Origin of the sequence: Escherichia sp. WS33, assembly GCF_046486385.1 — a bacterium.
Classification (GTDB): Bacteria; Pseudomonadota; Gammaproteobacteria; order Enterobacterales; family Enterobacteriaceae; genus ECMA0423.
This window is the reverse complement of the sequence record NZ_JBJQLJ010000003.1, coordinates 109,113-130,895: the sequence shown is the minus strand read 5'-3', so window position 1 is coordinate 130,895 and position 21,783 is coordinate 109,113. Positions and strand designations below refer to the sequence as shown.

Annotated in this window: 21 protein-coding genes and 1 riboswitch; of the genes, 15 read left to right on the top strand and 6 right to left on the bottom strand. The window is 48.6% G+C overall.

The window, feature by feature from the left end; translation table 11 throughout:
* Positions 1-18: 18 nt before the first annotated feature.
* Entirely contained in the window at positions 19-2,052 is a 2,034-nt protein-coding gene (gene metG, locus ACJHXA_RS04085) for a methionine--tRNA ligase (RefSeq protein WP_001295427.1), read from the bottom strand.
* A gap of 131 nt (positions 2,053-2,183) precedes the next feature.
* Between metG and apbC the strand changes: the two genes are divergently transcribed.
* The 6 genes from apbC to ACJHXA_RS04055 all read left to right on the top strand — a co-directional run bounded on the left by apbC (position 2,184) and on the right by ACJHXA_RS04055 (position 8,971).
* Entirely contained in the window at positions 2,184-3,293 is a 1,110-nt protein-coding gene (apbC, locus tag ACJHXA_RS04080; protein ID WP_001005448.1) for an iron-sulfur cluster carrier protein ApbC, read from the top strand.
* 262 nt (positions 3,294-3,555) lie between these two features.
* The gene (locus ACJHXA_RS04075) at positions 3,556-3,837 is read left to right on the top strand and encodes a YehE family protein (RefSeq protein WP_001324851.1); all 282 of its coding nucleotides are present in this window, start codon (positions 3,556-3,558) and stop codon (positions 3,835-3,837) included.
* 292 nt (positions 3,838-4,129) lie between these two features.
* Positions 4,130-4,672 carry a fimbrial protein gene (locus ACJHXA_RS04070; protein ID WP_000830468.1) on the top strand — a complete coding sequence of 181 codons (543 nt, stop codon included), beginning with the start codon at positions 4,130-4,132 and terminating at the stop codon, positions 4,670-4,672.
* Positions 4,673-4,752: 80 nt separating this feature from the next.
* Positions 4,753-5,427: a fimbria/pilus periplasmic chaperone gene (locus ACJHXA_RS04065; RefSeq protein WP_000677395.1), complete on the top strand. Its 675-nt coding sequence runs from the start codon at positions 4,753-4,755 to the stop codon at positions 5,425-5,427.
* A 15-nt stretch (positions 5,428-5,442) separates the two neighbouring features.
* On the top strand, positions 5,443-7,923 hold the full coding sequence (locus tag ACJHXA_RS04060; protein ID WP_000945406.1) for a fimbrial biogenesis outer membrane usher protein: 2,481 nt from the start codon (positions 5,443-5,445) through the stop codon (positions 7,921-7,923).
* A gap of 13 nt (positions 7,924-7,936) precedes the next feature.
* The gene (locus ACJHXA_RS04055) at positions 7,937-8,971 is read left to right on the top strand and encodes a putative fimbrial-like adhesin protein (RefSeq protein WP_001026154.1); all 1,035 of its coding nucleotides are present in this window, start codon (positions 7,937-7,939) and stop codon (positions 8,969-8,971) included.
* Positions 8,972-9,052: 81 nt separating this feature from the next.
* Here the strand turns inward: ACJHXA_RS04055 and rcnB are convergent, their stop codons facing one another.
* Together rcnB and rcnA are read right to left on the bottom strand one after the other, a co-directional pair.
* Positions 9,053-9,391 carry a Ni(II)/Co(II) efflux transporter accessory subunit RcnB gene (gene rcnB, locus ACJHXA_RS04050; RefSeq protein WP_000153067.1) on the bottom strand — a complete coding sequence of 113 codons (339 nt, stop codon included), beginning with the start codon at positions 9,389-9,391 and terminating at the stop codon, positions 9,053-9,055.
* Positions 9,392-9,609: 218 nt separating this feature from the next.
* On the bottom strand, positions 9,610-10,434 hold the full coding sequence (gene rcnA, locus ACJHXA_RS04045; protein WP_000134576.1) for a nickel/cobalt efflux protein RcnA: 825 nt from the start codon (positions 10,432-10,434) through the stop codon (positions 9,610-9,612).
* A gap of 120 nt (positions 10,435-10,554) precedes the next feature.
* Here rcnA and rcnR point away from each other — a divergent pair, with 120 nt between their 5' ends.
* The 5 genes from rcnR (at position 10,555) to ACJHXA_RS04020 (ending at position 14,316) form a co-directional block, all read left to right on the top strand.
* Positions 10,555-10,827 (top strand): Ni(II)/Co(II)-binding transcriptional repressor RcnR, encoded by a 273-nt coding sequence (gene rcnR / locus ACJHXA_RS04040; RefSeq protein ID WP_000019938.1) that lies wholly within the window; start codon positions 10,555-10,557, stop codon positions 10,825-10,827.
* Positions 10,828-10,918: 91 nt separating this feature from the next.
* A riboswitch (TPP riboswitch) is annotated at positions 10,919-11,015 on the top strand.
* A gap of 34 nt (positions 11,016-11,049) precedes the next feature.
* Entirely contained in the window at positions 11,050-11,838 is a 789-nt protein-coding gene (gene thiM / locus ACJHXA_RS04035) for a hydroxyethylthiazole kinase (protein WP_001195590.1), read from the top strand.
* Entirely contained in the window at positions 11,835-12,635 is an 801-nt protein-coding gene (gene thiD / locus ACJHXA_RS04030) for a bifunctional hydroxymethylpyrimidine kinase/phosphomethylpyrimidine kinase (protein WP_000822274.1), read from the top strand. Before thiM ends, thiD begins: the two co-directional genes overlap by 4 nt.
* A gap of 64 nt (positions 12,636-12,699) precedes the next feature.
* Positions 12,700-13,518 carry a glycoside hydrolase family 25 protein gene (locus ACJHXA_RS04025; protein ID WP_001315719.1) on the top strand — a complete coding sequence of 273 codons (819 nt, stop codon included), beginning with the start codon at positions 12,700-12,702 and terminating at the stop codon, positions 13,516-13,518.
* Between the two features lie 51 nt (positions 13,519-13,569).
* Complete coding sequence (locus tag ACJHXA_RS04020; RefSeq protein WP_137502108.1) at positions 13,570-14,316, top strand: GntR family transcriptional regulator; 747 nt, start codon at positions 13,570-13,572, stop codon at positions 14,314-14,316.
* Here the strand turns inward: ACJHXA_RS04020 and ACJHXA_RS04015 are convergent.
* Genes ACJHXA_RS04015 through ACJHXA_RS04005 form a run of 3 tightly spaced genes read right to left on the bottom strand, consistent with a single transcriptional unit; the run spans position 14,290 to position 17,530 of the window.
* Positions 14,290-15,255, bottom strand: coding sequence for a carbohydrate kinase family protein (locus ACJHXA_RS04015; RefSeq protein WP_000011973.1), 966 nt, complete (start codon positions 15,253-15,255; stop codon positions 14,290-14,292). The genes ACJHXA_RS04020 and ACJHXA_RS04015 overlap by 27 nt on opposite strands.
* On the bottom strand, positions 15,252-16,256 hold the full coding sequence (locus ACJHXA_RS04010) for an ADP-ribosylglycohydrolase family protein (RefSeq protein ID WP_000846219.1): 1,005 nt from the start codon (positions 16,254-16,256) through the stop codon (positions 15,252-15,254). Before ACJHXA_RS04010 ends, ACJHXA_RS04015 begins: the two co-directional genes overlap by 4 nt.
* The gene (locus ACJHXA_RS04005; protein ID WP_000858484.1) at positions 16,253-17,530 is read right to left on the bottom strand and encodes a nucleoside permease; all 1,278 of its coding nucleotides are present in this window, start codon (positions 17,528-17,530) and stop codon (positions 16,253-16,255) included. The genes ACJHXA_RS04010 and ACJHXA_RS04005 overlap by 4 nt, the downstream gene beginning before the upstream one ends.
* A 256-nt stretch (positions 17,531-17,786) precedes the next feature.
* On the opposite strand from ACJHXA_RS04005, the gene fbaB reads away from it, so the two are divergent.
* The 4 genes from fbaB (at position 17,787) to gatA (ending at position 21,756) form a co-directional block, all read left to right on the top strand.
* Positions 17,787-18,839, top strand: a complete 1,053-nt coding sequence (gene fbaB, locus ACJHXA_RS04000) for a class I fructose-bisphosphate aldolase (RefSeq protein WP_000129551.1) — start codon at positions 17,787-17,789, stop codon at positions 18,837-18,839.
* 309 nt (positions 18,840-19,148) lie between these two features.
* On the top strand, positions 19,149-20,003 hold the full coding sequence (gatY, locus tag ACJHXA_RS03995; RefSeq protein WP_000289788.1) for a tagatose-bisphosphate aldolase subunit GatY: 855 nt from the start codon (positions 19,149-19,151) through the stop codon (positions 20,001-20,003).
* A 28-nt stretch (positions 20,004-20,031) separates the two neighbouring features.
* Positions 20,032-21,294 carry a tagatose-bisphosphate aldolase subunit GatZ gene (gene gatZ / locus ACJHXA_RS03990; RefSeq protein ID WP_000853892.1) on the top strand — a complete coding sequence of 421 codons (1,263 nt, stop codon included), beginning with the start codon at positions 20,032-20,034 and terminating at the stop codon, positions 21,292-21,294.
* A 9-nt stretch (positions 21,295-21,303) separates the two neighbouring features.
* Positions 21,304-21,756, top strand: a complete 453-nt coding sequence (gene gatA, locus ACJHXA_RS03985; RefSeq protein WP_000182899.1) for a PTS galactitol transporter subunit IIA — start codon at positions 21,304-21,306, stop codon at positions 21,754-21,756.
* The last annotated feature ends 27 nt before the right edge of the window (positions 21,757-21,783 follow it).

Below are 21,783 nucleotides of genomic sequence, written 5' to 3'. Positions count from 1 at the left end.
CAGCGCCTTAAAGGGGGATTATTTCACCTGATGGCCTGGTTTAGCACCAGCATCCGGGCTTAACAGGAAGATATCTTTCCCGCCAGGACCAGCAGCCATTACCATGCCTTCGGAGATACCAAAGCGCATTTTACGCGGTGCCAGGTTGGCCACCATAATGGTGTGACGCCCGATCAGTGCCTGCGGATCCGGGTAGGCAGAACGAATACCGGAGAAGACATTGCGTTTTTCACCGCCGAGATCCAGTGTCAGGCGCAGCAGTTTGTCAGAACCTTCAACAAACTCTGCGTTTTCGATCAGCGCAACGCGCAGGTCAACTTTTGCGAAGTCGTCAAAGGTGATGGTTTCCTGAATCGGATCATCTGCCAGTGGGCCAGTAACTGGCGCGGCAGCTGCTTTCACTTCTTCTTTAGACGCTTCCACCAGTGCTTCAACCTGCTTCATATCGATGCGGTTATACAGCGCTTTGAACGGATTCACTTTGTGGCCCAGCAGCGGTTGCTGGATACCATCCCAGGTCAGTTCTGTATTGAGGAATGCTTCTGCGCGCTCGGTCAGTTTCGGCAGTACCGGCTTCAGGTAAGTCATCAGCACGCGGAACAGGTTTATGCCCATTGAGCAAATTGCCTGCAGGTCGGCATCGCGGCCTTCCTGTTTTGCCACCACCCACGGAGCCTGCTCGTCGACATAGCGGTTAGCCAGATCAGCCAGCGCCATGATTTCGCGCACTGCTTTACCAAATTCGCGGCTTTCCCACGCTTCACCAATCACTTCAGCGGCATCAGTGAAGGTTTTGTACAACTGCGGGTCAGCCAATTCGCTTGCCAGCACGCCGTCAAAACGCTTGTTGATAAAGCCCGCATTACGAGAGGCCAGGTTAACCACTTTGTTCACGATATCGGCATTCACACGCTGAACGAAATCCTCCAGGTTGAGATCGATATCATCAATGCGCGAAGAGAGTTTCGCAGTGTAGTAGTAACGCAGGCTGTCAGCGTCAAAATGATTCAGCCAGGTGCTGGCTTTAATAAAGGTGCCGCGAGACTTGGACATCTTTGCGCCGTTCACCGTCACATAGCCATGAACAAACAGGTTGGTCGGCTTGCGGAAGTTGCTGCCTTCCAGCATGGCAGGCCAGAACAGGCTGTGGAAGTAAACAATATCTTTACCGATGAAGTGGTACAGCTCGGCGGTGGAGTCTTTCTTCCAGTATTCATCGAAGCTTACGCTGTCGCCGCGCTTGTCGCACAGATTCTTGAAAGAACCCATGTAGCCAATCGGTGCGTCCAGCCAGACGTAGAAATATTTGCCCGGCGCGTTCGGAATTTCAAAACCAAAGTATGGCGCGTCGCGGGAGATATCCCACTGTTGCAGGCCGGATTCAAACCACTCCTGCATTTTATTTGCCACCTGCTCCTGCAACGCACCGCTGCGGGTCCATGCCTGCAACATTTCGCTGAAAGAGGGCAGATCAAAGAAGAAGTGTTCAGAATCACGCATTACCGGCGTAGCGCCAGAAACCACCGATTTCGGCTCGATCAATTCAGTCGGGCTGTAGGTCGCGCCGCAGACTTCGCAGTTATCGCCGTATTGATCCGGGGATTTACATTTCGGGCAGGTGCCTTTCACAAAACGGTCCGGCAGGAACATGCCTTTTTCCGGATCGTACAGCTGAGAGATGGTGCGGTTTTTAATAAAACCGTTCTCTTTCAGGCGAGAGTAGATAAGTTCTGACAACTGGCGGTTCTCTTCGCTGTGCGTCGAGTGATAGTTGTCATAGCTGATGTTAAAGCCTGCGAAATCAGTCTGATGCTCCTGACTCATTTCGCCAATCATCTGCTCCGGGGTGATACCAAGCTGCTGAGCTTTCAGCATGATCGGTGTACCGTGGGCATCGTCGGCGCAGATGAAGTTGACCTCGTGGCCGCGCATTCGCTGGTAACGGACCCAGACATCAGCCTGGATGTGCTCCAGCATATGGCCGAGGTGGATTGAGCCGTTAGCGTACGGCAGTGCGCACGTCACCAGAATTTTCTTCGCGACTTGAGTCATAGTAGGCATTACTTCTTAATAGTGAAAAGGGGTTAGATAGTACCAAATGGGAAAATGTTAAGTAAGTACTTCTCTATATTCTTCAGGTAAACTATCAGCTGATGGTTTATCTATACAAAAAAGGAGTCGGGATGAACGAACAATCCCAGGCCAAATCACCAGAAGCCTTGCGCGCAATGGTCGCCGGGACACTGGCCAATTTTCAGCACCCAACCCTGAAGCATAACCTCACCACGCTGAAAGCGTTGCACCATGTCGCCTGGATGGACGACACGTTGCATGTGGAACTGGTTATGCCATTCGTCTGGCATAGCGCGTTTGAAGAGTTAAAAGAGCAATGTAGCGCCGAACTGCTGCGTATCACCGGGGCGAAAGCTATCGACTGGAAACTGTCGCACAATATCGCCACCTTAAAACGCGTGAAGAATCAGCCGGGTATTAATGGTGTGAAGAACATCATTGCGGTCAGCTCCGGTAAAGGCGGCGTGGGTAAATCCTCCACGGCGGTAAACCTGGCGCTGGCACTGGCGGCGGAAGGGGCGAAAGTCGGCATTCTGGACGCCGATATCTACGGCCCATCAATTCCCACCATGCTGGGCGCAGAAAATCAGCGTCCAACGTCGCCGGACGGTACCCACATGGCACCGATTATGTCTCATGGCCTGGCAACCAATTCAATTGGTTATCTGGTCACTGACGACAATGCGATGGTGTGGCGTGGACCGATGGCGAGCAAGGCGTTAATGCAGATGTTGCAGGAAACCTTGTGGCCGGATCTCGACTATCTGGTGCTTGATATGCCGCCAGGCACCGGTGACATTCAATTGACGCTGGCGCAAAACATTCCAGTAACTGGTGCAGTCGTGGTCACCACCCCGCAGGACATCGCGTTGATCGATGCGAAAAAAGGCATTGTGATGTTCGAGAAAGTCGAGGTTCCGGTGCTTGGTATTGTCGAGAACATGAGTGTGCATATTTGCAGTAACTGTGGTCACCATGAACCGATTTTCGGTACCGGTGGTGCTGAGAAACTGGCTGAAAAATACCACACACAGCTGCTGGGGCAGATGCCGTTACACATCTCCTTACGTGAGGATCTCGATAAAGGCACGCCAACGGTTATCAGCCGTCCGGAGAGCGAATTTACCGCTATCTACCGCCAGCTGGCTGACCGCGTTGCAGCTCAGCTCTACTGGCAGGGTGAAGTCATTCCAGGCGAGATTTCCTTCCGCGCGGTCTAACGCCTATTAACCATTCTGGTTATTCTTCATACACCGCAGAGATGTTACATTGATGCGGTGTATTAGTTTTTGCCGCATTAATGAACACTTATTTAATACTGCGAATATTCTGCGGACCTTCGTCCGAAACTCTACAAAGTCGATTGATCATACAGGCAATGCTTCATTATCATCCTTCGTGGCTGTGTAGTGGATGTACAGCTATAGTTTGTTATGCACTCATTCTATCCAGGCATAACCTTTACTACAGGGATAACGTTCAATGAATAAGTATTGGCTGTCAGGAATTATTTTTCTTGCCTATGGATTGGCTTCTCCCGCATTCTCTTCAGAGACTGCCACATTAGCGATTAATGGCAGGATCAGTCCCCCAACATGCAGTATGGCTATGGTTAATGGTCAACCTCAACAGCATTGTGGTCAGTTAACGTATAATGTTGACACCCGTCATCTGTTTTCTTCGCCCGTCAAAGGTGTAACGACAGAAGTGGTTGTTGCAGGTAGCGATAGCAAACGTCGAATCGTGTTAAATCGCTACGATTAATTTGGCAACCTGATTTTAATTGCATTTAGAAAGCCGAAATCATTTATATAAATGATTTCGGCTTTTTTATTGATATCAACAATACCATTTACATAAATCTACATTAATTGATAGATGCGATAAATAGTTAATACTCTTAAACATTTTTTGTATTTATATTGCAATGGTTAATTTGTTTTAAATCAATAAAACAATGTGTTTACATTGCGGCAACTTTTTTGATGTGAGAAATTTGTTTCCAAGAGATACAGACTCTTAACAACCAAAAATAAATTTTATTAAGGAACATATTATGAAACGTTCAATTATTGCTGCCGCTGTCTTTTCTTCTTTTTTTATGAGCGCTGGAGTATTTGCTGCAGACGTTGATACCGGAACATTAACTATTAAGGGGAATATTGCAGAATCTCCGTGTAAATTCGAAGCGGGTGGTGATTCAGTAAGTATTAATATGCCGACTGTACCAACCACTGTCTTTGAAGGTAAAGCTAAATATTCTACCTATGATGATGCAGTCGGTGTAACCAGCAGCATGTTAAAAATTAGCTGCCCGAAAGAAGTTGCTGGTGTAAAACTCTCGTTGATTACCAACGATAAAATAACCGGTAACGATAAGGCGATAGCCAGTAGCAACGATACCGTGGGTTACTATCTCTATTTAGGTGATAACAGCGATGTCCTGGATGTTTCTGCACCTTTTAACATTGAGAGTTATAAAACAGCGGAAGGTCAATATGCTATTCCGTTTAAAGCAAAATACCTGAAACTGACAGATAACTCAGTGCAATCAGGTGATGTGTTATCTTCTCTGGTTATGCGTGTGGCGCAGGATTAATAAATAAAATTGTAAGTTTCTCCAGGTAATAAACATGGCCGCTATCCCCATGGCGGCTTTTTAATTTAAGAGGCATTAAGATGAAAGGATTATTATCTTTACTCATTTTTTCTATGGTCCTTCCTGCACATGCCGGAATTGTTATCTACGGGACGCGCATTATTTACCCGGCAGAAAATAAAGAAGTTATGGTGCAGTTGATGAACCAGGGAAACCGTTCTTCGCTGCTGCAGGCGTGGATTGATGATGGCGATACGTCGTTACCACCAGAAAAAATTCAGGTTCCTTTCATGTTAACGCCACCAGTGGCAAAAATAGGGGCAAATTCCGGGCAGCAAGTAAAAATCAAAATTATGCCGAATAAACTGCCCACTAATAAAGAAAGCATTTTTTATCTGAATGTTCTGGATATTCCACCAAATAGTCCAGAGCAAGAAGGCAAAAATGCACTGAAGTTTGCGATGCAAAACAGAATTAAGTTGTTTTACCGGCCAGCGGGTATTGCTCCGGTAAATAAAGCGACCTTTAAAAAGTTACTGGTAAATCGCAGTGGCAATGGATTGGTGATAAAAAATGACTCAGCTAATTGGGTGACGATTTCGGATGTCAAAGCTAATAATGTTAAAGTCAATTATGAAACTATTATGATTGCCCCCTTAGAAAGTCAGAGTGTTAATGTCAAAAGTAATAATGCAAATAACTGGTATCTGACCATTATCGATGACCACGGCAACTATATTAGTGACAAAATTTAATTGCAGGAGCTGCCTATGTTGAGAATGACCCCACTTGCATCAGCAATCGTAGCGTTATTGCTCGGCATTGAAGCTTATGCAGCTGAAGAAACCTTTGATACCCATTTTATGATAGGTGGAATGAAAGACCAGCAGGTTGCAAATATTCGTCTTGATGATAATCAACCCTTACCGGGGCAGTATGACATCGATATTTATGTCAATAAGCAATGGCGCGGGAAATATGAGATTATTGTTAAAGACAACCCGCAAGAAACATGTTTATCAATAGAAGTTATCAAGCGGTTAGGCATTAATAGCGATAACTTCGCCAGCGGTAAGCAATGTTTAACATTTGAGCAACTTGTTCAGGGTGGGAGCTATACCTGGGATATCGGGGTTTTTCGTCTCGATTTCAGTGTCCCGCAGGCCTGGGTGGAAGAACTGGAAAGTGGCTATGTTCCACCGGAAAACTGGGAGCGGGGTATTAATGCGTTTTATACCTCTTATTATGTGAGTCAGTATTACAGTGACTATAAAGCGTCGGGTAATAGTAAGAGTACATATGTACGTTTTAACAGCGGGTTAAATTTACTGGGGTGGCAACTGCATTCTGATGCCAGTTTCAGTAAAACAAATAACAATCCAGGGGTGTGGAAAAGCAATACCCTGTATCTGGAACGTGGATTTGCCCAACTTCTCGGCACGCTTCGCGTGGGTGATATGTACACATCAAGCGATATTTTTGATTCTGTTCGCTTCAGCGGTGTGCGGTTGTTTCGTGATATGCAGATGTTGCCTAACTCGAAACAAAATTTTACGCCACGGGTGCAGGGGATTGCTCAGAGTAATGCGCTGGTAACTATTGAACAGAACGGTTTTGTGGTTTATCAGAAAGAGGTTCCTCCTGGCCCGTTCGCGATTACAGATTTGCAGTTGGCCGGTGGTGGAGCAGATCTTGATGTCAGCGTGAAAGAGGCGGACGGCTCGGTAACCACCTATCTGGTGCCTTATGCAGCAGTGCCAAATATGCTGCAACCCGGCGTATCGAAATATGATTTTGCGGCGGGTCGTAGCCATATTGAAGGGGCGAGCAAACAAAGTGATTTTGTCCAGGCGGGTTATCAGTATGGTTTTAATAATTTATTGACGCTGTATGGTGGCTCGATGGTCGCGAATAATTATTACGCGTTTACTTTGGGGACTGGCTGGAATACACGCTTTGGTGCCATTTCCGTCGATGCCACGAAGTCGCATAGTAAACAAGACAACGGCGATGTGTTTGACGGGCAAAGTTATCAAATTGCCTACAACAAATTTGTGAGCCAAACGTCGACGCGTTTTGGTCTGGCGGCTTGGCGTTATTCATCGCGTGATTACCGGACATTTAATGATCACGTTTGGGCAAACAATAAAGATAATTATCGCCGTGATGAAAACGATGTCTATGACATTGCCGATTATTACCAGAACGATTTTGGCCGTAAAAATAGCTTCTCTGCCAATATGAGCCAGTCATTGCCAGAAGGCTGGGGGTCTGTGTCCTTAAGTACGTTATGGCGAGATTACTGGGGGCGTAGCGGCAGCAGTAAGGATTATCAGTTGAGTTATTCCAATAACTGGCGGCGGATAAGCTATATCCTCGCGGCAAGCCAGGCGTATGACGAGAATCATCATGAAGAGAAACGTTTTAATATTTTTATATCGATTCCCTTTGATTGGGGTGATGACGTTACGACGCCTCGTCGGCAAATATATATGTCTAACTCAACGACGTTTGATGATCAGGGGTTTGCCTCAAATAATACGGGATTATCAGGAACCGTTGGAAGCCGGGATCAGTTTAACTATGGGGTCAACCTGAGTTATCAGAATCAGGGAAATGAAACGACAGCTGGGGCGAATTTGACCTGGAACGCGCCGGTTGCGACAGTGAATGGCAGTTATAGTCAGTCGAGTACTTATCGACAGGCTGGAGCCAGTGTTTCAGGGGGCATTGTCGCCTGGTCGGGGGGCGTTAATCTGGCGAACCGTCTTTCCGAAACGTTTGCTGTGATGAATGCGCCAGGAATTAAAGATGCTTATGTCAATGGGCAAAAATATCGCACAACAAACCGTAATGGAGTGGTGGTATACGACGGAATGACACCTTATCGGGAAAATCACCTGATGCTGGATGTGTCGCAAAGCGATAGCGAAGCAGAATTACGTGGCAACCGGAAAATTGCCGCCCCTTATCGCGGCGCGGTTGTACTGGTTAATTTTGATACCGATCAGCGCAAGCCCTGGTTTATAAAAGCGTTAAGAGCGGATGGGCAACCATTAATGTTTGGTTATGAAGTCAATGATATCCATGGTCATAATATTGGCGTTGTCGGTCAGGGAAGCCAGTTATTTATTCGCACCAATGAAGTACCGCCATCGGTTAATGTAGCAATTGATAAGCAACAAGGACTTTCATGCACAATCACCTTCGGTAAAGAGATTGATGAAAGTAGAAACTATATTTGCCAGTAATAGTCAGGTGGTTATGAATATTCGTATAATGTTATTTATAGTAATGATGATGGTTATGCCTGTGAGCTATGCGGCATGTTATAGTGAGTTATCTGTTCAGCACAATTTGGTTGTTCAGGGGGATTTTGCACTTACTCAAACACAAATGGCGACATATGAGCATAATTTTAATGATTCGTCATGCGTGAGTACAAATACTATCACCCCTATGAGCCCGTCGGATATTATTGTTGGACTTTATAACGATACCATTAAATTAAATTTACATTTTGAATGGACCAATAAAAACAACATCACGTTATCAAATAATCAGACCAGTTTCACCAGTGGTTATTCGGTAACGGTGACACCTGCGGCCAGTAATGCAAAAGTGAATGTTTCTGCGGGGGGCGGCGGTTCAGTGATGATTAATGGAGTTGCGACATTATCCAGTGCTTCATCATCGACACGCAGGAGTGCCGCAGTACAATTTCTACTGTGTTTATTAGGTGGCAAGTCATGGGATGCATGTGTAAATAGCTACAGAAATGCATTGGCACAAAATGCAGGTGTCTATTCCTTTAATCTGACATTGTCATACAACCCGATAACCACAACCTGCAAACCGGACGATTTATTAATTACTTTAGACAGTATTCCCGTTTCACAATTACCAGCCACAGGTAACAAAGCAACAATAAATAGTAAACAAGGGGATATTATTCTGCGTTGTAAAAATTTATTAGGTCAACAAAATCAAACATCACGGAAAATGCAGGTGTATTTATCAAGTTCTGACTTGTTAACCAACAGCAACACAATACTGAAAGGTGCGGAAGATAATGGCGTAGGATTTATTCTTGAAAGTAATGGTTCGTCAGTCACACTTTTAAATATCACTAACAGCAGTAAAGGATACACAAATTTAAAAGAAATTGCGGCAAAGTCAAAACTTACAGATACAACGGTTTCAATTCCGATAACTGCCAGTTACTACGTCTACGATACAAACAAAGTTAAATCTGGCGCACTGGAGGCAACCGCATTAATCAACGTGAAATACGACTAATAACAAGCAAGACGAGCAAGTGGCTAATAATAAAAAATAACAAGGTGTCTGCATTTCCCCCTCATGATGAGGGGGCTTTTTTTAGCGATGATAAAAAATCTCACCGTCGTAGGCTTTAATGATTTTACCGTCGGTGTCGCTGATCAACACGTACGCGCCACCCATATAGGTCCAGTGCGTCCCGGCATCAGGCGCGGGCAGGTTACGTAACTGCCACTGCTTAATGTTGTACTCATCGGTGCGGTACATCTCTGGGACGGTATCGCCTGGTTTGAAATGCTTAAAGTCAGCAATGAAACTGCTTAACTCATACTTAGAAATTCCCGAGGTATTGGTCGAACCCGCGGTGGCTGGTGCGGCCCAGGCGGCACTGGTAACCAGCAAAAGCGCACCCAGCAACATCTTATTTTTAATGGTCATAAACTCTCCACTTTGGGGATCTGTAATATCAGTCGCATATCTTTCCTGCCATACAATATAACTGACAAGCGATATTTTGTTAGTGATCCCATGATTTCGTAAAAAGTGTAAATGAAAGGATGCCCTAAAAGCATCCTTAGCGAGCAGAGAGTCAGCGGAAATAGCTGATTTAAGAATCATCCTGGGCTGAAGATAACATGCAAGCCTAAAGGATTGAGTTATCGCATTATGCCCATGAAGCCATGTACGCCCATATACACACCGACTAAGCCAATCAACAGACTGGAAAAATAGGGGGCGCGTTTAGCGAGAGTGTTAAATCCGCTCCAGCGTTTTGCGACCTGCTGAACGCTGATTGCTGCGCCAACGCCTACGGTGACAAGCGTTAACGCCAGGCCAATGCTGAAACTGACGACCAGTGTTGCGCCCAGTGTCAGGGCTTTCAACTGAATGCAAATCAACAGCACGGTAATTGCTGCCGGACAGGGGATAAGACCACCTGTTAAGCCAAATAACAAAATTTGCCAGTTGGTGACCTCTCTACCATCAAAGCGTCGTTTAATATCATTGGCATGGGCTCGTGCATGGGCATCCTGATACTCGCCATGTTCGTGATGGTGATGATGTCCATGGTCGTGGTGATCTTCGTGATCGTGGTGATGATGTTCATGATCATACTCGTGCATATTCTCCAGCCAGTTGCGTTCGCCGCGCCAGGTACGCCAGAACATCCAGAACGCGGTGCCAATAATGATCACTGCGGAAATCAGCTGGAGCCACGGTTCTGCTGATTGAGCAGTAAAGCGCTTGCTGATCACCATCCCGCCAAAGGCAATTAACCAGACCACTGCGGTATGCGAAATAGTTGCTGCCAGTCCGAGCATCACCGCCTGTTTAATGGTGCCTTTGATGGCGATGATAAACGCCGCCATCATCGTTTTTGAGTGCCCTGGTTCCAGGCCATGAAGCGCACCAAGTAAGATGGCGCTGGGGATGAAGAACCAGGCGTTTCCTTGCTGAAGAAGAGTTGTAAATTCGGTCATGATAATAATTCTTAGTATTAATTCGGCAATCTGATTCTACTCCCCCCCAGTACCTGATACTACCCCCCAGTAGATTAATAGTGCTATGATTTTTCATATTCTTGTTAACCAGGTGTTGCCATGTCTCATACAATCCGTGATAAACAGAAACTGAAAGCGCGTGCCAGTAAGATTCAGGGCCAGGTCGTGGCGCTCAAGAAAATGCTCGACGAGCCGCACGAATGCGCTGCAGTTTTACAACAGATTGCTGCTATCCGTGGCGCGGTAAACGGTCTGATACGGGAAGTGATTAAAGGTCATCTGACGGAACACATCGTTCACCAGGGGGATGAGCTAAAACGTGAAGAAGATCTGGATGTCGTTCTGAAGGTGCTGGATTCATATATCAAATAATTTATTAACGCGATTGTAAAACTGCCGTTTTTCCTCGTTTACAACGCGTGCGCTGGACATTACCATCCTCCTCTGCGATTTATCATCGCAACCAAACGACTCGGGGTGCCCTTCTGCGTGAAGGCTGAGAAATACCCGTATCACCTGATCTGGATAATGCCAGCGTAGGGAAGTCACGGACCACCAGGTCATTGCTTCTTCACGTTATGGCAGGAGCAAACTATGCAAGTCGACCTGCTGAGTTCAGCGCAATCTGCGCACGCGTTACACCTTTTTCACCAACATTCCCCTCTTGTGCACTGCATGACCAACGATGTGGTGCAAACCTTTACTGCCAATACCTTGCTGGCGCTCGGTGCATCGCCAGCGATGGTTATCGAAACCGAAGAGGCCAGTCAGTTTGCGGCTATTGCCAGTGCGTTGCTGATTAACGTTGGCACGCTGACGCAGCTACGCGCACAGTCGATGTGTGCCGCCGTTGAGCAAGCAAAAAGCTCTCAAACACCCTGGACGCTTGATCCAGTAGCGGTTGGTGCACTCGATTATCGCCGCCGTTTTTGTCTGGAACTTCTGTCTCATAAGCCAACCGCCATACGTGGTAATGCTTCGGAAATCATGGCATTAGCTGGCATTGCTAATGGTGGACGGGGAGTGGATACCACTGACGCCGCAGCTAACGCGATACCCGCTGCACAAACACTGGCACGGGAAACTGGCGCAATCGTCGTGGTCACTGGCGAGATGGATTATGTTACCGATGGACATCGTATCATTGGTATTCACGGTGGCGATCCGTTAATGACCAAAGTGGTAGGAACTGGCTGTGCATTATCGGCGGTTGTCGCTACCTGCTGTGCGTTACCAGGCGATACGCTGGAAAATGTCGCATCTGCCTGTCACTGGATGAAACAAGCCGGAGAGCGCGCAGTCGCCAGAAGCGAGGGGCCAGGCAGTTTTGTTCCACATTTCCTTGATGCGCTCTGGCAATTGACGCAGGAGGTGCAGGCATGAAACGAATTAACGCTCTGACGATTGCCGGTACTGATCCGAGTGGTGGTGCGGGGATTCAGGCCGATCTTAAAACCTTCTCGGCACTTGGCGCTTATGGTTGCTCAGTTATTACTGCACTGGTGGCGCAAAATACCCGTGGCGTACAGTCGGTGTATCGCATTGAGCCTGATTTTGTCGCCGCCCAGCTCGATTCGGTGTTCAGCGATGTGCGAATCGACACCACTAAAATCGGTATGTTGGCGGAAACCGATATTGTTGAAGCGGTGGCAGAACGGTTGCAACGTTATCAGATCCAAAACGTGGTACTCGACACCGTTATGCTGGCAAAAAGCGGCGACCCGCTGCTTTCACCTTCGGCGGTTGCTACGCTGCGCAGTCGATTATTGCCACAGGTTTCATTAATAACGCCAAACTTGCCCGAAGCTGCCGCCTTGCTCGACGCGCCACACGCGCGCACCGAACAGGAAATGCTGGAACAAGGGCGATCGCTGTTGGCGATGGGCTGTGGCGCAGTGCTAATGAAAGGTGGTCATCTGGATGATGAGCAAAGCCCGGACTGGCTGTTTACCCGCGAGGGTGAACAACGGTTTACCGCACCGCGCATTATGACCAAAAACACCCACGGCACTGGTTGTACGCTCTCTGCGGCGTTGGCTGCACTACGCCCGCGCCATACAAACTGGGCTGACACCGTACAGGAGGCAAAAAGCTGGCTTTCATCAGCATTAGCCCAGGCCGACACGCTGGAAGTTGGTCACGGTATTGGTCCGGTTCACCACTTCCACGCCTGGTGGTGAGCACCGTACTATAGCTGCTTTGGTTATTGTCAGCCTTTGGCACTGACATTCAGGGATGAAACCAATGCAGCTAAGAATTACCAGTCGAAAAAAACTCACCTCTCTATTATGCGCTCTTGGGCTAATTTCCATCGTTGCAATTTATCCGCGTCAGACGGTGAATTTTTTCTATTCGACAGCAGTTCAGATTACAGACTACATCCACTTCTACAGTTATCGCCCGGTTAAATCTTTCGCAATTCGCATTCCTGCCAGTTATACCATTCACGGAATAGATGTTTCGCGCTGGCAGGAGCGGATCGACTGGCAGCGGGTGGCAAAAATGCGCGACAACGGTATCCGCTTACAGTTTGCTTTTATTAAGGCGACGGAAGGCGAAAAGCTGGTGGACCCGTATTTTTCGCGTAACTGGCAACTAAGCCGCGAAAATGGCCTGCTGCGCGGGGCGTATCATTATTTCTCCCCGTCGGTAGCAGCGCCGGTTCAGGCACGATTATTTCTGCAAACGGTGGATTTCTCACAAGGCGATTTCCCTGCGGTACTGGACGTAGAAGAACGGGGAAAATTATCGGCAAAAGAATTACGCAAACGAGTAAGTCAGTGGCTAAAAATGGTCGAAAAAAGTACGGGAAAAAAGCCGATTATTTACTCAGGAGCCGTTTTTTATCACACCAATCTGGCGGGCTATTTCAATGAATATCCGTGGTGGGTGGCTCACTATTATCAACGTCGTCCGGACAATGACGGCATGGCCTGGCGCTTCTGGCAGCATTCCGACCGTGGACAGGTAGATGGCATCAATGGTCCGGTGGATTTTAATGTATTTCATGGCACGGTGGAGGAGTTGCAGGCATTCGTTGATGGGATTAAAGAAACGCCTTAAATAAGAAGCAGTGATATACTCCCACCAGACTCCTCGGCAGGAAAAAGACAAATGGAACAAGCGCATACCCAGCTGATTGCCCAACTGAACGAGCGTATTTTAGCGGCGGATAACACGCCGCTTTATATTAAGTTTGCCGAAACGGTAAAAAATGCCGTGCGCAGCGGGGTGCTGGAGCATGGCAATATTTTGCCCGGTGAGCGTGATTTAAGTCAGTTAACCGGCGTTTCGCGCATTACGGTGCGCAAGGCGATGCAGGCGCTGGAAGAAGAGGGTGTGGTGACGCGTTCGCGCGGTTACGGCACGCAGATCAACAACATCTTCGAATACTCGTTGAAAGAAGCGCGAGGTTTTTCTCAGCAGGTGGTATTGCGCGGGAAAAAGCCCGATACGCTATGGGTTAACAAGCGTGTCGTGAAATGTCCCGAAGAAGTCGCGCAGCAGCTGGCGGTCGAAGCAGGAAGTGATGTCTTTTTGCTTAAGCGTATTCGCTATGTCGATGAAGAAGCGGTATCGATTAAGGAATCGTGGGTTCCGGCGCATTTAATTCATGATGTTGATGCCATCGGGATTTCACTTTATGACTATTTCCGCAGCCAGCACATTTACCCACAACGTACGCGTTCCCGCGTTAGCGCCCGGATGCCGGATGCCGAGTTTCAGTCACATATTCAGTTAGATAGCAAAATACCGGTGCTGGTGATCAAGCAAGTGGCGCTTGACCAACAGCAACGGCCTATTGAGTACAGCATTAGCCACTGTCGCAGCGATCTATACGTTTTTGTGTGCGAGGAGTAGTTCCTCGCGCGTTGGCGCACAATCACCGCCCCGATGCCCGACAACCCACGACGCCACTGCATTGCCCAGTAATACGGCATCCGCCAGTGGCAGACCAGAGGCCAGCCCGGCAAGTACGCCACCTGCATGACTGTCGCCCGCCCCAATGGTGTCTACAACTTGCGTTGGAAATGCCGGAATGCAGCCAGAAGCGTCGTTGCTGAAATACCATGCGCCTTCTTTATCGAGACGAACGATCAACGGCGCGGCAAATTTCTCCTGCCATTGCTCGCCAAGTGTTGTTATCTCTGCGGATAAAGCAAAACGTTCGGCGGCAATCTCAGCCTCTTGACGATTGAGCGACACTAAAGGTCGACAGGCCATGATCCGCGCCAGTAATGCATCCGGGATATCGCCAATACGTGGGCCAAAATCGATAAACGGCGTCACGTCTTGCAGCTCTTCCAGCCATTCCACTAACAATTCGCCGCAGGGCGAGGCCAGTTGATAACCGGAAAAATAGAGCAGGCTGCCAGGCGCAACGGTTAATCGCGCCAGCCACTGGCGATTCCACTGATTTTCCACACCGCTGAATGACATAAAAGTGCGTTCGCCATCCGGCTCAACCAGCGCCAGACACCAGCCGTTATCACCTTCGGCGTTATCGATCAGGCTGATTAAGCCCTCTTTTGCCATCCGGTTGCGAATAATCTCCGCCCACACGCCCTGACCGAGCGGCAAGGCATTACCCGCTTCGATGCCGAGGCGCTTTAACGCCACGGCAATATTCAGTGCGCAGCCGCCAACGTTAACGCTCTGCTGTTTCAGTTCGATATCGCACCCACGCCAGGGGAGGGCATAAGCGTCGGCGATCACGTCAATGACCGCCGCGCCGACGACCATCACCGGCTGACGCGTGGTTAATTCAGGCAGCAGCGTGTGTAATCGAGCGCCGCTCATACCACCTCCCGTTGTTGACGATATTTCGCCAACGCTGTGGCATAGCGGTTGAAATCAAGCTGATTTACCGCATCCAGTTCCGCCTTTAACGCAGGATCGATAGCGTTAACGCCATGCAACGCGCCGCAAATTGCCGTCGCCATAGCACCGATGGTGTCTGTGTCGCCGCCAAGGTTAGCGCACAGGACGGCGCAGCGATTCGGGTCGGTTTGTGCCAGTTCAACCAGCGCAATGGCGCACGGAACGGACTCAATAGTGCTGGTACCTGCGCCAACGACCTGGTAAAGCTGTTCGCTGGCGGATTCGGTGCCGTCGGCATTGCGCACAATTTTCAGCGCAATCTCCAGCCGCGCCGCCAGTGAGGCGCTGAACGTGGTGGTGCGTTTTTGCTGGGCATGTCGCGCAATTGAAGGCAGTGAATCAACAATCGCTGACCAGCTTTCTCCGTCAATGGCACGAGAAATCGCCCATGCGATGACTACCGCGCCTGCAACCGCCAGATCGGATTTATGGGTCGGGCTGGACGCCAGCGCTACATCATCAATAAAGGAATCAACATCACGCGCCGGAAGCAAACAACCTAATGGCGAGACGCGCATCGCTGCGCCGTTGGTCACGCCGTTGTTTTCCAGTTCAGCAACGGGTTTACCGTCGCGAATGGCGTTAAGCGCAATCTTTGAGGTCGGACCTAGTACGTTTTTGTTAAAGGCGTCGAAACGCAGCGCCCAGTCGAGAATATTACGCCCAATCAGATCCGGATCGATCTTGCCTTCACGTTCCAGTAACGCATCCGCCAGACACAGCGCCATCGAGGTATCGTCGGTGAATTCGGCGCGGTTAAAATAACAGGCCGCGTTATTCTCCTTTGGTCCAGGAAGAAAACGGTCAATCCAGCCAAAGTGTGCTTTAACGCGGCTGCGTGGCCAAAGCTCGGAGGGCATCCCCATCGCATCCCCTAACGCCTGCCCATAAAGAGCACCGAGAATACGTTCTGTTTTCATTTAACTTCCCCTTGTGTCAACGCAATATCGCGATCATCGACCTTGATAGCCGTAATTTCGTTGTCGGATTCGCGGAAAAAAATCATGAACAGCACGGCGATAATGGCAATCATCACCGCGCCAAAAGTCCACATCCCGGACCAGTTGAAAGTCAGTCCGTTTACCGGTTCCTGATAAGCGAACATCTTTTCCATCATCACACCGCCAAGACGATAGCCGAGCAAACTGCCGAAGCCCTGGCAGCAGAGCGTGATCAGCCCCTGCGCGGCGGTACGCATATGCACGGGGGCTTTTTTATCGACATAGATGTAAGCGGTAACGTAGTAAAAATCGTAACTTACGCCGTGAAGCAAAATACCGAGGAACAGTAACGCGTAGGTGAAATATTCATCCGCACTACCGTAAATAAAGAAGCCATAGCGGATCGCAGCGGTGACCAGACCAAGCAATAATACCTTTTTGATACCAAAGCGTTTAGTGAAAAACGGTAATGCCAGCATAAAGAATATTTCAGAGAACTGGCCGAGCGTCATCCAGCCGGTGGCATTTTTCATGCCGACTTCGGTCAGATAACCGTTGGCAAAGATGTAATAGAACGCCAGTGGCATCGCAAACAGGAATGAACAGAAGAAAAAGACGAGGAAGTTTTTATCGCGCAGCAGGATCAGCGCATCCAGGCCGAGCATGACTTTAATATCCATTTTGCCGGTGCTTTTTGGTGGCGTGTCGGGCAGGAAAAACGCAAACACACCGAGCAGAGCAGAACTTCCGGCGGTAATCAGCAGCGGGATGTTAGTCGGTGAGATATCGGCATACCCCAGTATTTGCGGCAAGAAACCACATGCCAGACCGGAGGCAATCCAGCCGATAGTGCCCATCACACGAATGCGCGGGAAATCACGCTCCACATCCGGCACGTTGGCAAAAGCGATGCTGTTAGTCAGCGCAATGGTCGGCATATAGGTTAGAGAGTAAGCCAGCAGTAACGGAAAGAACCCGGCAAAAGTGGTCTGTTGCGCAGCGAAATACATCAGCAGCGCGCCTGCGAACATCAATACCGCCAGCACTTTTTGCGCCGAGAAAAAGCGGTCAGTGATGGAGCCAACCAGAATTGGCGACAGGATCGCCGCAATGGCGGTACAGGCATACGACCAGCCAATTTCTCCGGCACTAAAACCGCTTTTACTTAACCACAACCACAATGGCACAAACCACGCGCCCCAGATAAACCATTCAACAAACATCATGAACGACAGCTTTGCTGTTGTTTTCATCTTTTAATTCCTTCATGACAGGTAATGTAAGGTACGCGATGACAATACCACTTAATAATACCTTTTAAATACCTTTGCGGTGAAAACTTGACCGCGCTAACATTTTTTCTGATGAATCGAGCCAACAGAAAACGCTGAAAAAACATCCAAAAGATGGAAAAACTCGCCCGTAACGACCAGGATTATGATTGCCCGCAAAAGGCGGGCCAGGACAATCCATAGCCGATATCCAATCGGAATTTACGGGAGCATAGTAATGACAGATATTGCGCAGTTGCTTGGCAAAGACGCCGACAACCTTTTACAGCACCGTTGTATGACAATTCCTTCTGACCAGCTTTATCTCCCCGGACATGACTACGTAGACCGCGTAATGATTGACAATAATCGCCCGCCAGCGGTGTTACGTAATATGCAGACGTTGTACAACACCGGGCGTCTGGCTGGCACAGGATATCTTTCTATTCTGCCGGTTGACCAGGGCGTTGAGCACTCTGCCGGAGCTTCATTTGCTGCTAACCCGCTCTACTTTGACCCGAAAAACATTGTTGAACTGGCGATCGAAGCGGGCTGTAACTGTGTGGCGTCAACTTACGGCGTGCTGGCGTCGGTATCGCGGCGTTATGCGCATCGCATTCCATTCCTCGTCAAACTTAATCACAACGAGACGCTAAGTTACCCGAATACCTACGATCAAACGCTGTATGCCAGCGTGGAGCAGGCGTTCAACATGGGCGCGGTTGCGGTTGGTGCGACTATCTATTTTGGCTCGGAAGAGTCACGTCGCCAGATTGAAGAAATTTCTGCGGCTTTTGAACGTGCGCACGAGCTGGGTATGGTGACAGTGCTGTGGGCCTATTTGCGTAACTCCGCCTTTAAGAAAGATGGCGTTGATTACCATGTTTCCGCCGACCTGACCGGTCAGGCAAACCATCTGGCGGCAACCATCGGTGCAGATATCGTCAAACAAAAAATGGCGGAAAATAACGGCGGCTATAAAGCAATTAATTACGGTTATACCGACGATCGCGTGTACAGCAAGTTAACCAGCGAAAACCCGATTGATCTGGTGCGTTATCAGTTAGCTAACTGCTATATGGGGCGCGCAGGGCTGATTAACTCCGGCGGTGCTGCAGGCGGTGAAACTGACCTCAGTGATGCAGTGCGTACTGCGGTTATCAACAAACGCGCTGGCGGAATGGGGCTGATTCTTGGACGTAAGGCGTTCAAGAAATCGATGGCTGACGGCGTGAAACTGATTAATGCCGTGCAGGACGTTTATCTCGATAGCAAAATTACTATTGCCTGATACGCCTCATACGAACAGCACCACCCCGTAGGACGGATAAGGCGTTTACACTGCATCCGGCAACCTATGCCTGATGCGACGCGGAAGCGTCTTATCATGCCTACATAGCACTGCCACGTATGTTTACACCGCATCCGGCATAAAAACACGCGCACTTTGCTACGGCTTCCCTATCGGGAGGCCGTTTTTTTTTGCCTTTTACTCCTCGAACAATTTTCACATTGTCGTTTTTGTGATCGTTATCTCGACATTTAAAAACAAATCATTTCATTATATTTTGAAATCGAAAACAAACGACAGGATATGAAAATGTACGTGGTATCGACAAAGCAGATGCTGAACAACGCACAGCGCGGCGGTTATGCGGTTCCGGCATTCAATATTCACAATCTCGAAACGATGCAAGTGGTGGTGGAAACCGCTGCCAACCTGCATGCGCCGGTCATCATCGCCGGAACGCCTGGCACATTTACTCATGCTGGTACAGAAAATCTGTTGGCGCTGGTCAGCGCGATGGCGAAGCAATATCACCATCCACTGGCAATTCATCTCGACCATCACACGAAATTTGACGATATCGCTCAGAAGGTTCGTTCTGGCGTGCGCTCAGTCATGATTGACGCCTCGCATTTGCCTTTTGCGCAAAATATTTCACGGGTCAAAGAGGTGGTGGATTTTTGCCATCGCTTTGATGTCAGCGTCGAAGCGGAGCTGGGGCAACTTGGCGGCCAGGAAGATGATGTGCAAGTCAATGAAGCCGATGCTTTTTATACCAACCCCGCTCAGGCGCGTGAATTTGCCGAGGCAACCGGAATTGATTCCCTGGCGGTCGCCATCGGCACGGCTCATGGGATGTATGCCAGCGCACCGGCGCTTGATTTTTCTCGACTGGAGAACATTCGCCAGTGGGTGAACTTACCGCTGGTGCTGCATGGCGCGTCAGGGTTATCGACTAAGGATATTCAGCAAACCATCAAACTGGGGATATGCAAAATCAACGTTGCAACGGAGCTGAAAAATGCCTTCTCGCAGGCGTTAAAAAATTACCTGACCGAGCACCCTGAAGCGACCGATCCCCGGGATTATTTGCAGTCGGCTAAATCCGCAATGCGCGATGTGGTGAGCAAAGTGATTGCCGATTGTGGCTGCGAGGGCAGGGCATAACGCACCTGCCATTTAATAAGGAAAAAACATGAAAACGTTAATTGCCCGGCATAAAGCTGGTGAACATATCGGCATATGTTCAGTCTGTTCTGCCCATCCGTTGGTTATCGAAGCGGCGCTGGCATTTGATCGCAACAGCACGCGCAAAGTGCTGATTGAAGCAACGTCAAACCAGGTCAATCAATTTGGCGGTTATACCGGAATGACACCGGCAGACTTTCGCGAATTTGTTTTTACGATTGCCGATAAAGTTGGGTTTGCACGCGAACGCATTATTCTCGGCGGCGATCATCTGGGGCCAAACTGCTGGCAGCAAGAAAATGCGGATGCGGCGATGGAAAAATCCGTCGAGCTGGTAAAGGAATATGTTCGTGCCGGCTTCAGTAAAATTCATCTTGATGCGTCAATGTCCTGCGCGGGGGATCCCATACCGTTAGCACCAGAAACGGTTGCGGAACGAGCTGCTGTGCTTTGCTTTGCTGCGGAAAGTGTGGCGACAGATTGCCAGCGTGAGCAACTGAGCTATGTCATTGGCACCGAAGTTCCGGTTCCGGGCGGTGAGGCCAGCGCCATTCAGTCAGTACACATCACCCATGTTGAAGATACCGCCAATACTTTACGTACGCATCAAAAGGCCTTTATTGCCCGTGGGCTGACAGAGGCGTTAACACGCGTGATTGCCATCGTGGTGCAGCCGGGCGTGGAATTTGATCACAGCAATATTATCCATTATCAGCCGCAGGAAGCGCAGCCGCTGGCGCAATGGATAGAAAACACCCGAATGGTTTATGAAGCACATTCTACCGATTACCAGACCCGGACGGCTTATTGGGAATTAGTCCGCGATCACTTTGCAATATTGAAAGTCGGTCCCGCATTAACCTTTGCTTTACGCGAGGCGATATTTGCACTGGCACAAATTGAGCAGGAACTTATCGCCCCTGAAAATCGCAGCGGTTGCCTGGCGGTAATTGAAGAAGTGATGCTCGACGAACCGCAATACTGGAAAAAATATTATCGTACGGGTTTTAACGATTCATTACTGGATATTCGTTACAGCCTGTCGGATCGTATTCGTTATTACTGGCCGCATAGTCGGATTAAAAATAGCGTCGAAACGATGATGGTGAATCTTGAAGGCGTGGACATCCCACTGGGCATGATTAGTCAGTATCTTCCCAAACAATTTGAACGCATTCAGTCCGGGGAATTATCAGCAATACCGCATCAGCTGATTATGGATAAAATTTATGATGTTTTGCGCGCCTATCGCTACGGCTGTGCGGAATAAGGACGGTATATGACTAACCTGTTTGTTCGTAGCGGAATTTCTTTTGTCGATCGTAGCGAAGTTTTAACCCATATCGGTAATGAGATGCTCGCCAAAGGTGTGGTTCATGATACCTGGCCACAGGCATTAATTGCCAGAGAAGCAGAATTCCCTACCGGGATAATGCTTGAGCAGCACGCCATTGCAATACCGCATTGTGAGGCGATTCATGCTAAGTCGTCAGCCATTTATCTGTTAAGGCCAACAAATAAAGTTCATTTTCAGCAAGCGGATGATGATAACGACGTGGCGGTATCGTTGGTTATTGCGTTGATTGTGGAAAATCCGCAGCAGCAATTGAAACTTTTACGCTGTTTATTTGGCAAGTTACAACAGCCCGATATCGTCGAGACACTAATCACTCTTCCTGAAACCCAGTTAAAGGAATACTTCACAAAGTATGTTTTAGATTCAGACGAATAAATCCCTCTGTAACAATAAAAAGGACTA

Coding starts and splice junctions, on each gene's coding strand:
- metG (WP_001295427.1), bottom strand. CDS start 2,052: ATGACTCAAGTCGCGAAGAAAATTCTGGTGACGTGCGCACTGCCGTAC.
- ACJHXA_RS04055 (WP_001026154.1), top strand. CDS start 7,937: ATGAATATTCGTATAATGTTATTTATAGTAATGATGATGGTTATGCCT.
- ACJHXA_RS04075 (WP_001324851.1), top strand. CDS start 3,556: ATGAATAAGTATTGGCTGTCAGGAATTATTTTTCTTGCCTATGGATTG.
- rcnR (WP_000019938.1), top strand. CDS start 10,555: ATGTCTCATACAATCCGTGATAAACAGAAACTGAAAGCGCGTGCCAGT.
- thiD (WP_000822274.1), top strand. CDS start 11,835: ATGAAACGAATTAACGCTCTGACGATTGCCGGTACTGATCCGAGTGGT.
- ACJHXA_RS04065 (WP_000677395.1), top strand. CDS start 4,753: ATGAAAGGATTATTATCTTTACTCATTTTTTCTATGGTCCTTCCTGCA.
- gatY (WP_000289788.1), top strand. CDS start 19,149: ATGTACGTGGTATCGACAAAGCAGATGCTGAACAACGCACAGCGCGGC.
- ACJHXA_RS04070 (WP_000830468.1), top strand. CDS start 4,130: ATGAAACGTTCAATTATTGCTGCCGCTGTCTTTTCTTCTTTTTTTATG.
- ACJHXA_RS04015 (WP_000011973.1), bottom strand. CDS start 15,255: ATGAGCGGCGCTCGATTACACACGCTGCTGCCTGAATTAACCACGCGT.
- ACJHXA_RS04025 (WP_001315719.1), top strand. CDS start 12,700: ATGCAGCTAAGAATTACCAGTCGAAAAAAACTCACCTCTCTATTATGC.
- apbC (WP_001005448.1), top strand. CDS start 2,184: ATGAACGAACAATCCCAGGCCAAATCACCAGAAGCCTTGCGCGCAATG.
- ACJHXA_RS04010 (WP_000846219.1), bottom strand. CDS start 16,256: ATGAAAACAGAACGTATTCTCGGTGCTCTTTATGGGCAGGCGTTAGGG.
- fbaB (WP_000129551.1), top strand. CDS start 17,787: ATGACAGATATTGCGCAGTTGCTTGGCAAAGACGCCGACAACCTTTTA.
- ACJHXA_RS04005 (WP_000858484.1), bottom strand. CDS start 17,530: ATGAAAACAACAGCAAAGCTGTCGTTCATGATGTTTGTTGAATGGTTT.
- thiM (WP_001195590.1), top strand. CDS start 11,050: ATGCAAGTCGACCTGCTGAGTTCAGCGCAATCTGCGCACGCGTTACAC.
- rcnA (WP_000134576.1), bottom strand. CDS start 10,434: ATGACCGAATTTACAACTCTTCTTCAGCAAGGAAACGCCTGGTTCTTC.
- rcnB (WP_000153067.1), bottom strand. CDS start 9,391: ATGACCATTAAAAATAAGATGTTGCTGGGTGCGCTTTTGCTGGTTACC.
- gatZ (WP_000853892.1), top strand. CDS start 20,032: ATGAAAACGTTAATTGCCCGGCATAAAGCTGGTGAACATATCGGCATA.
- ACJHXA_RS04060 (WP_000945406.1), top strand. CDS start 5,443: ATGTTGAGAATGACCCCACTTGCATCAGCAATCGTAGCGTTATTGCTC.
- ACJHXA_RS04020 (WP_137502108.1), top strand. CDS start 13,570: ATGGAACAAGCGCATACCCAGCTGATTGCCCAACTGAACGAGCGTATT.
- gatA (WP_000182899.1), top strand. CDS start 21,304: ATGACTAACCTGTTTGTTCGTAGCGGAATTTCTTTTGTCGATCGTAGC.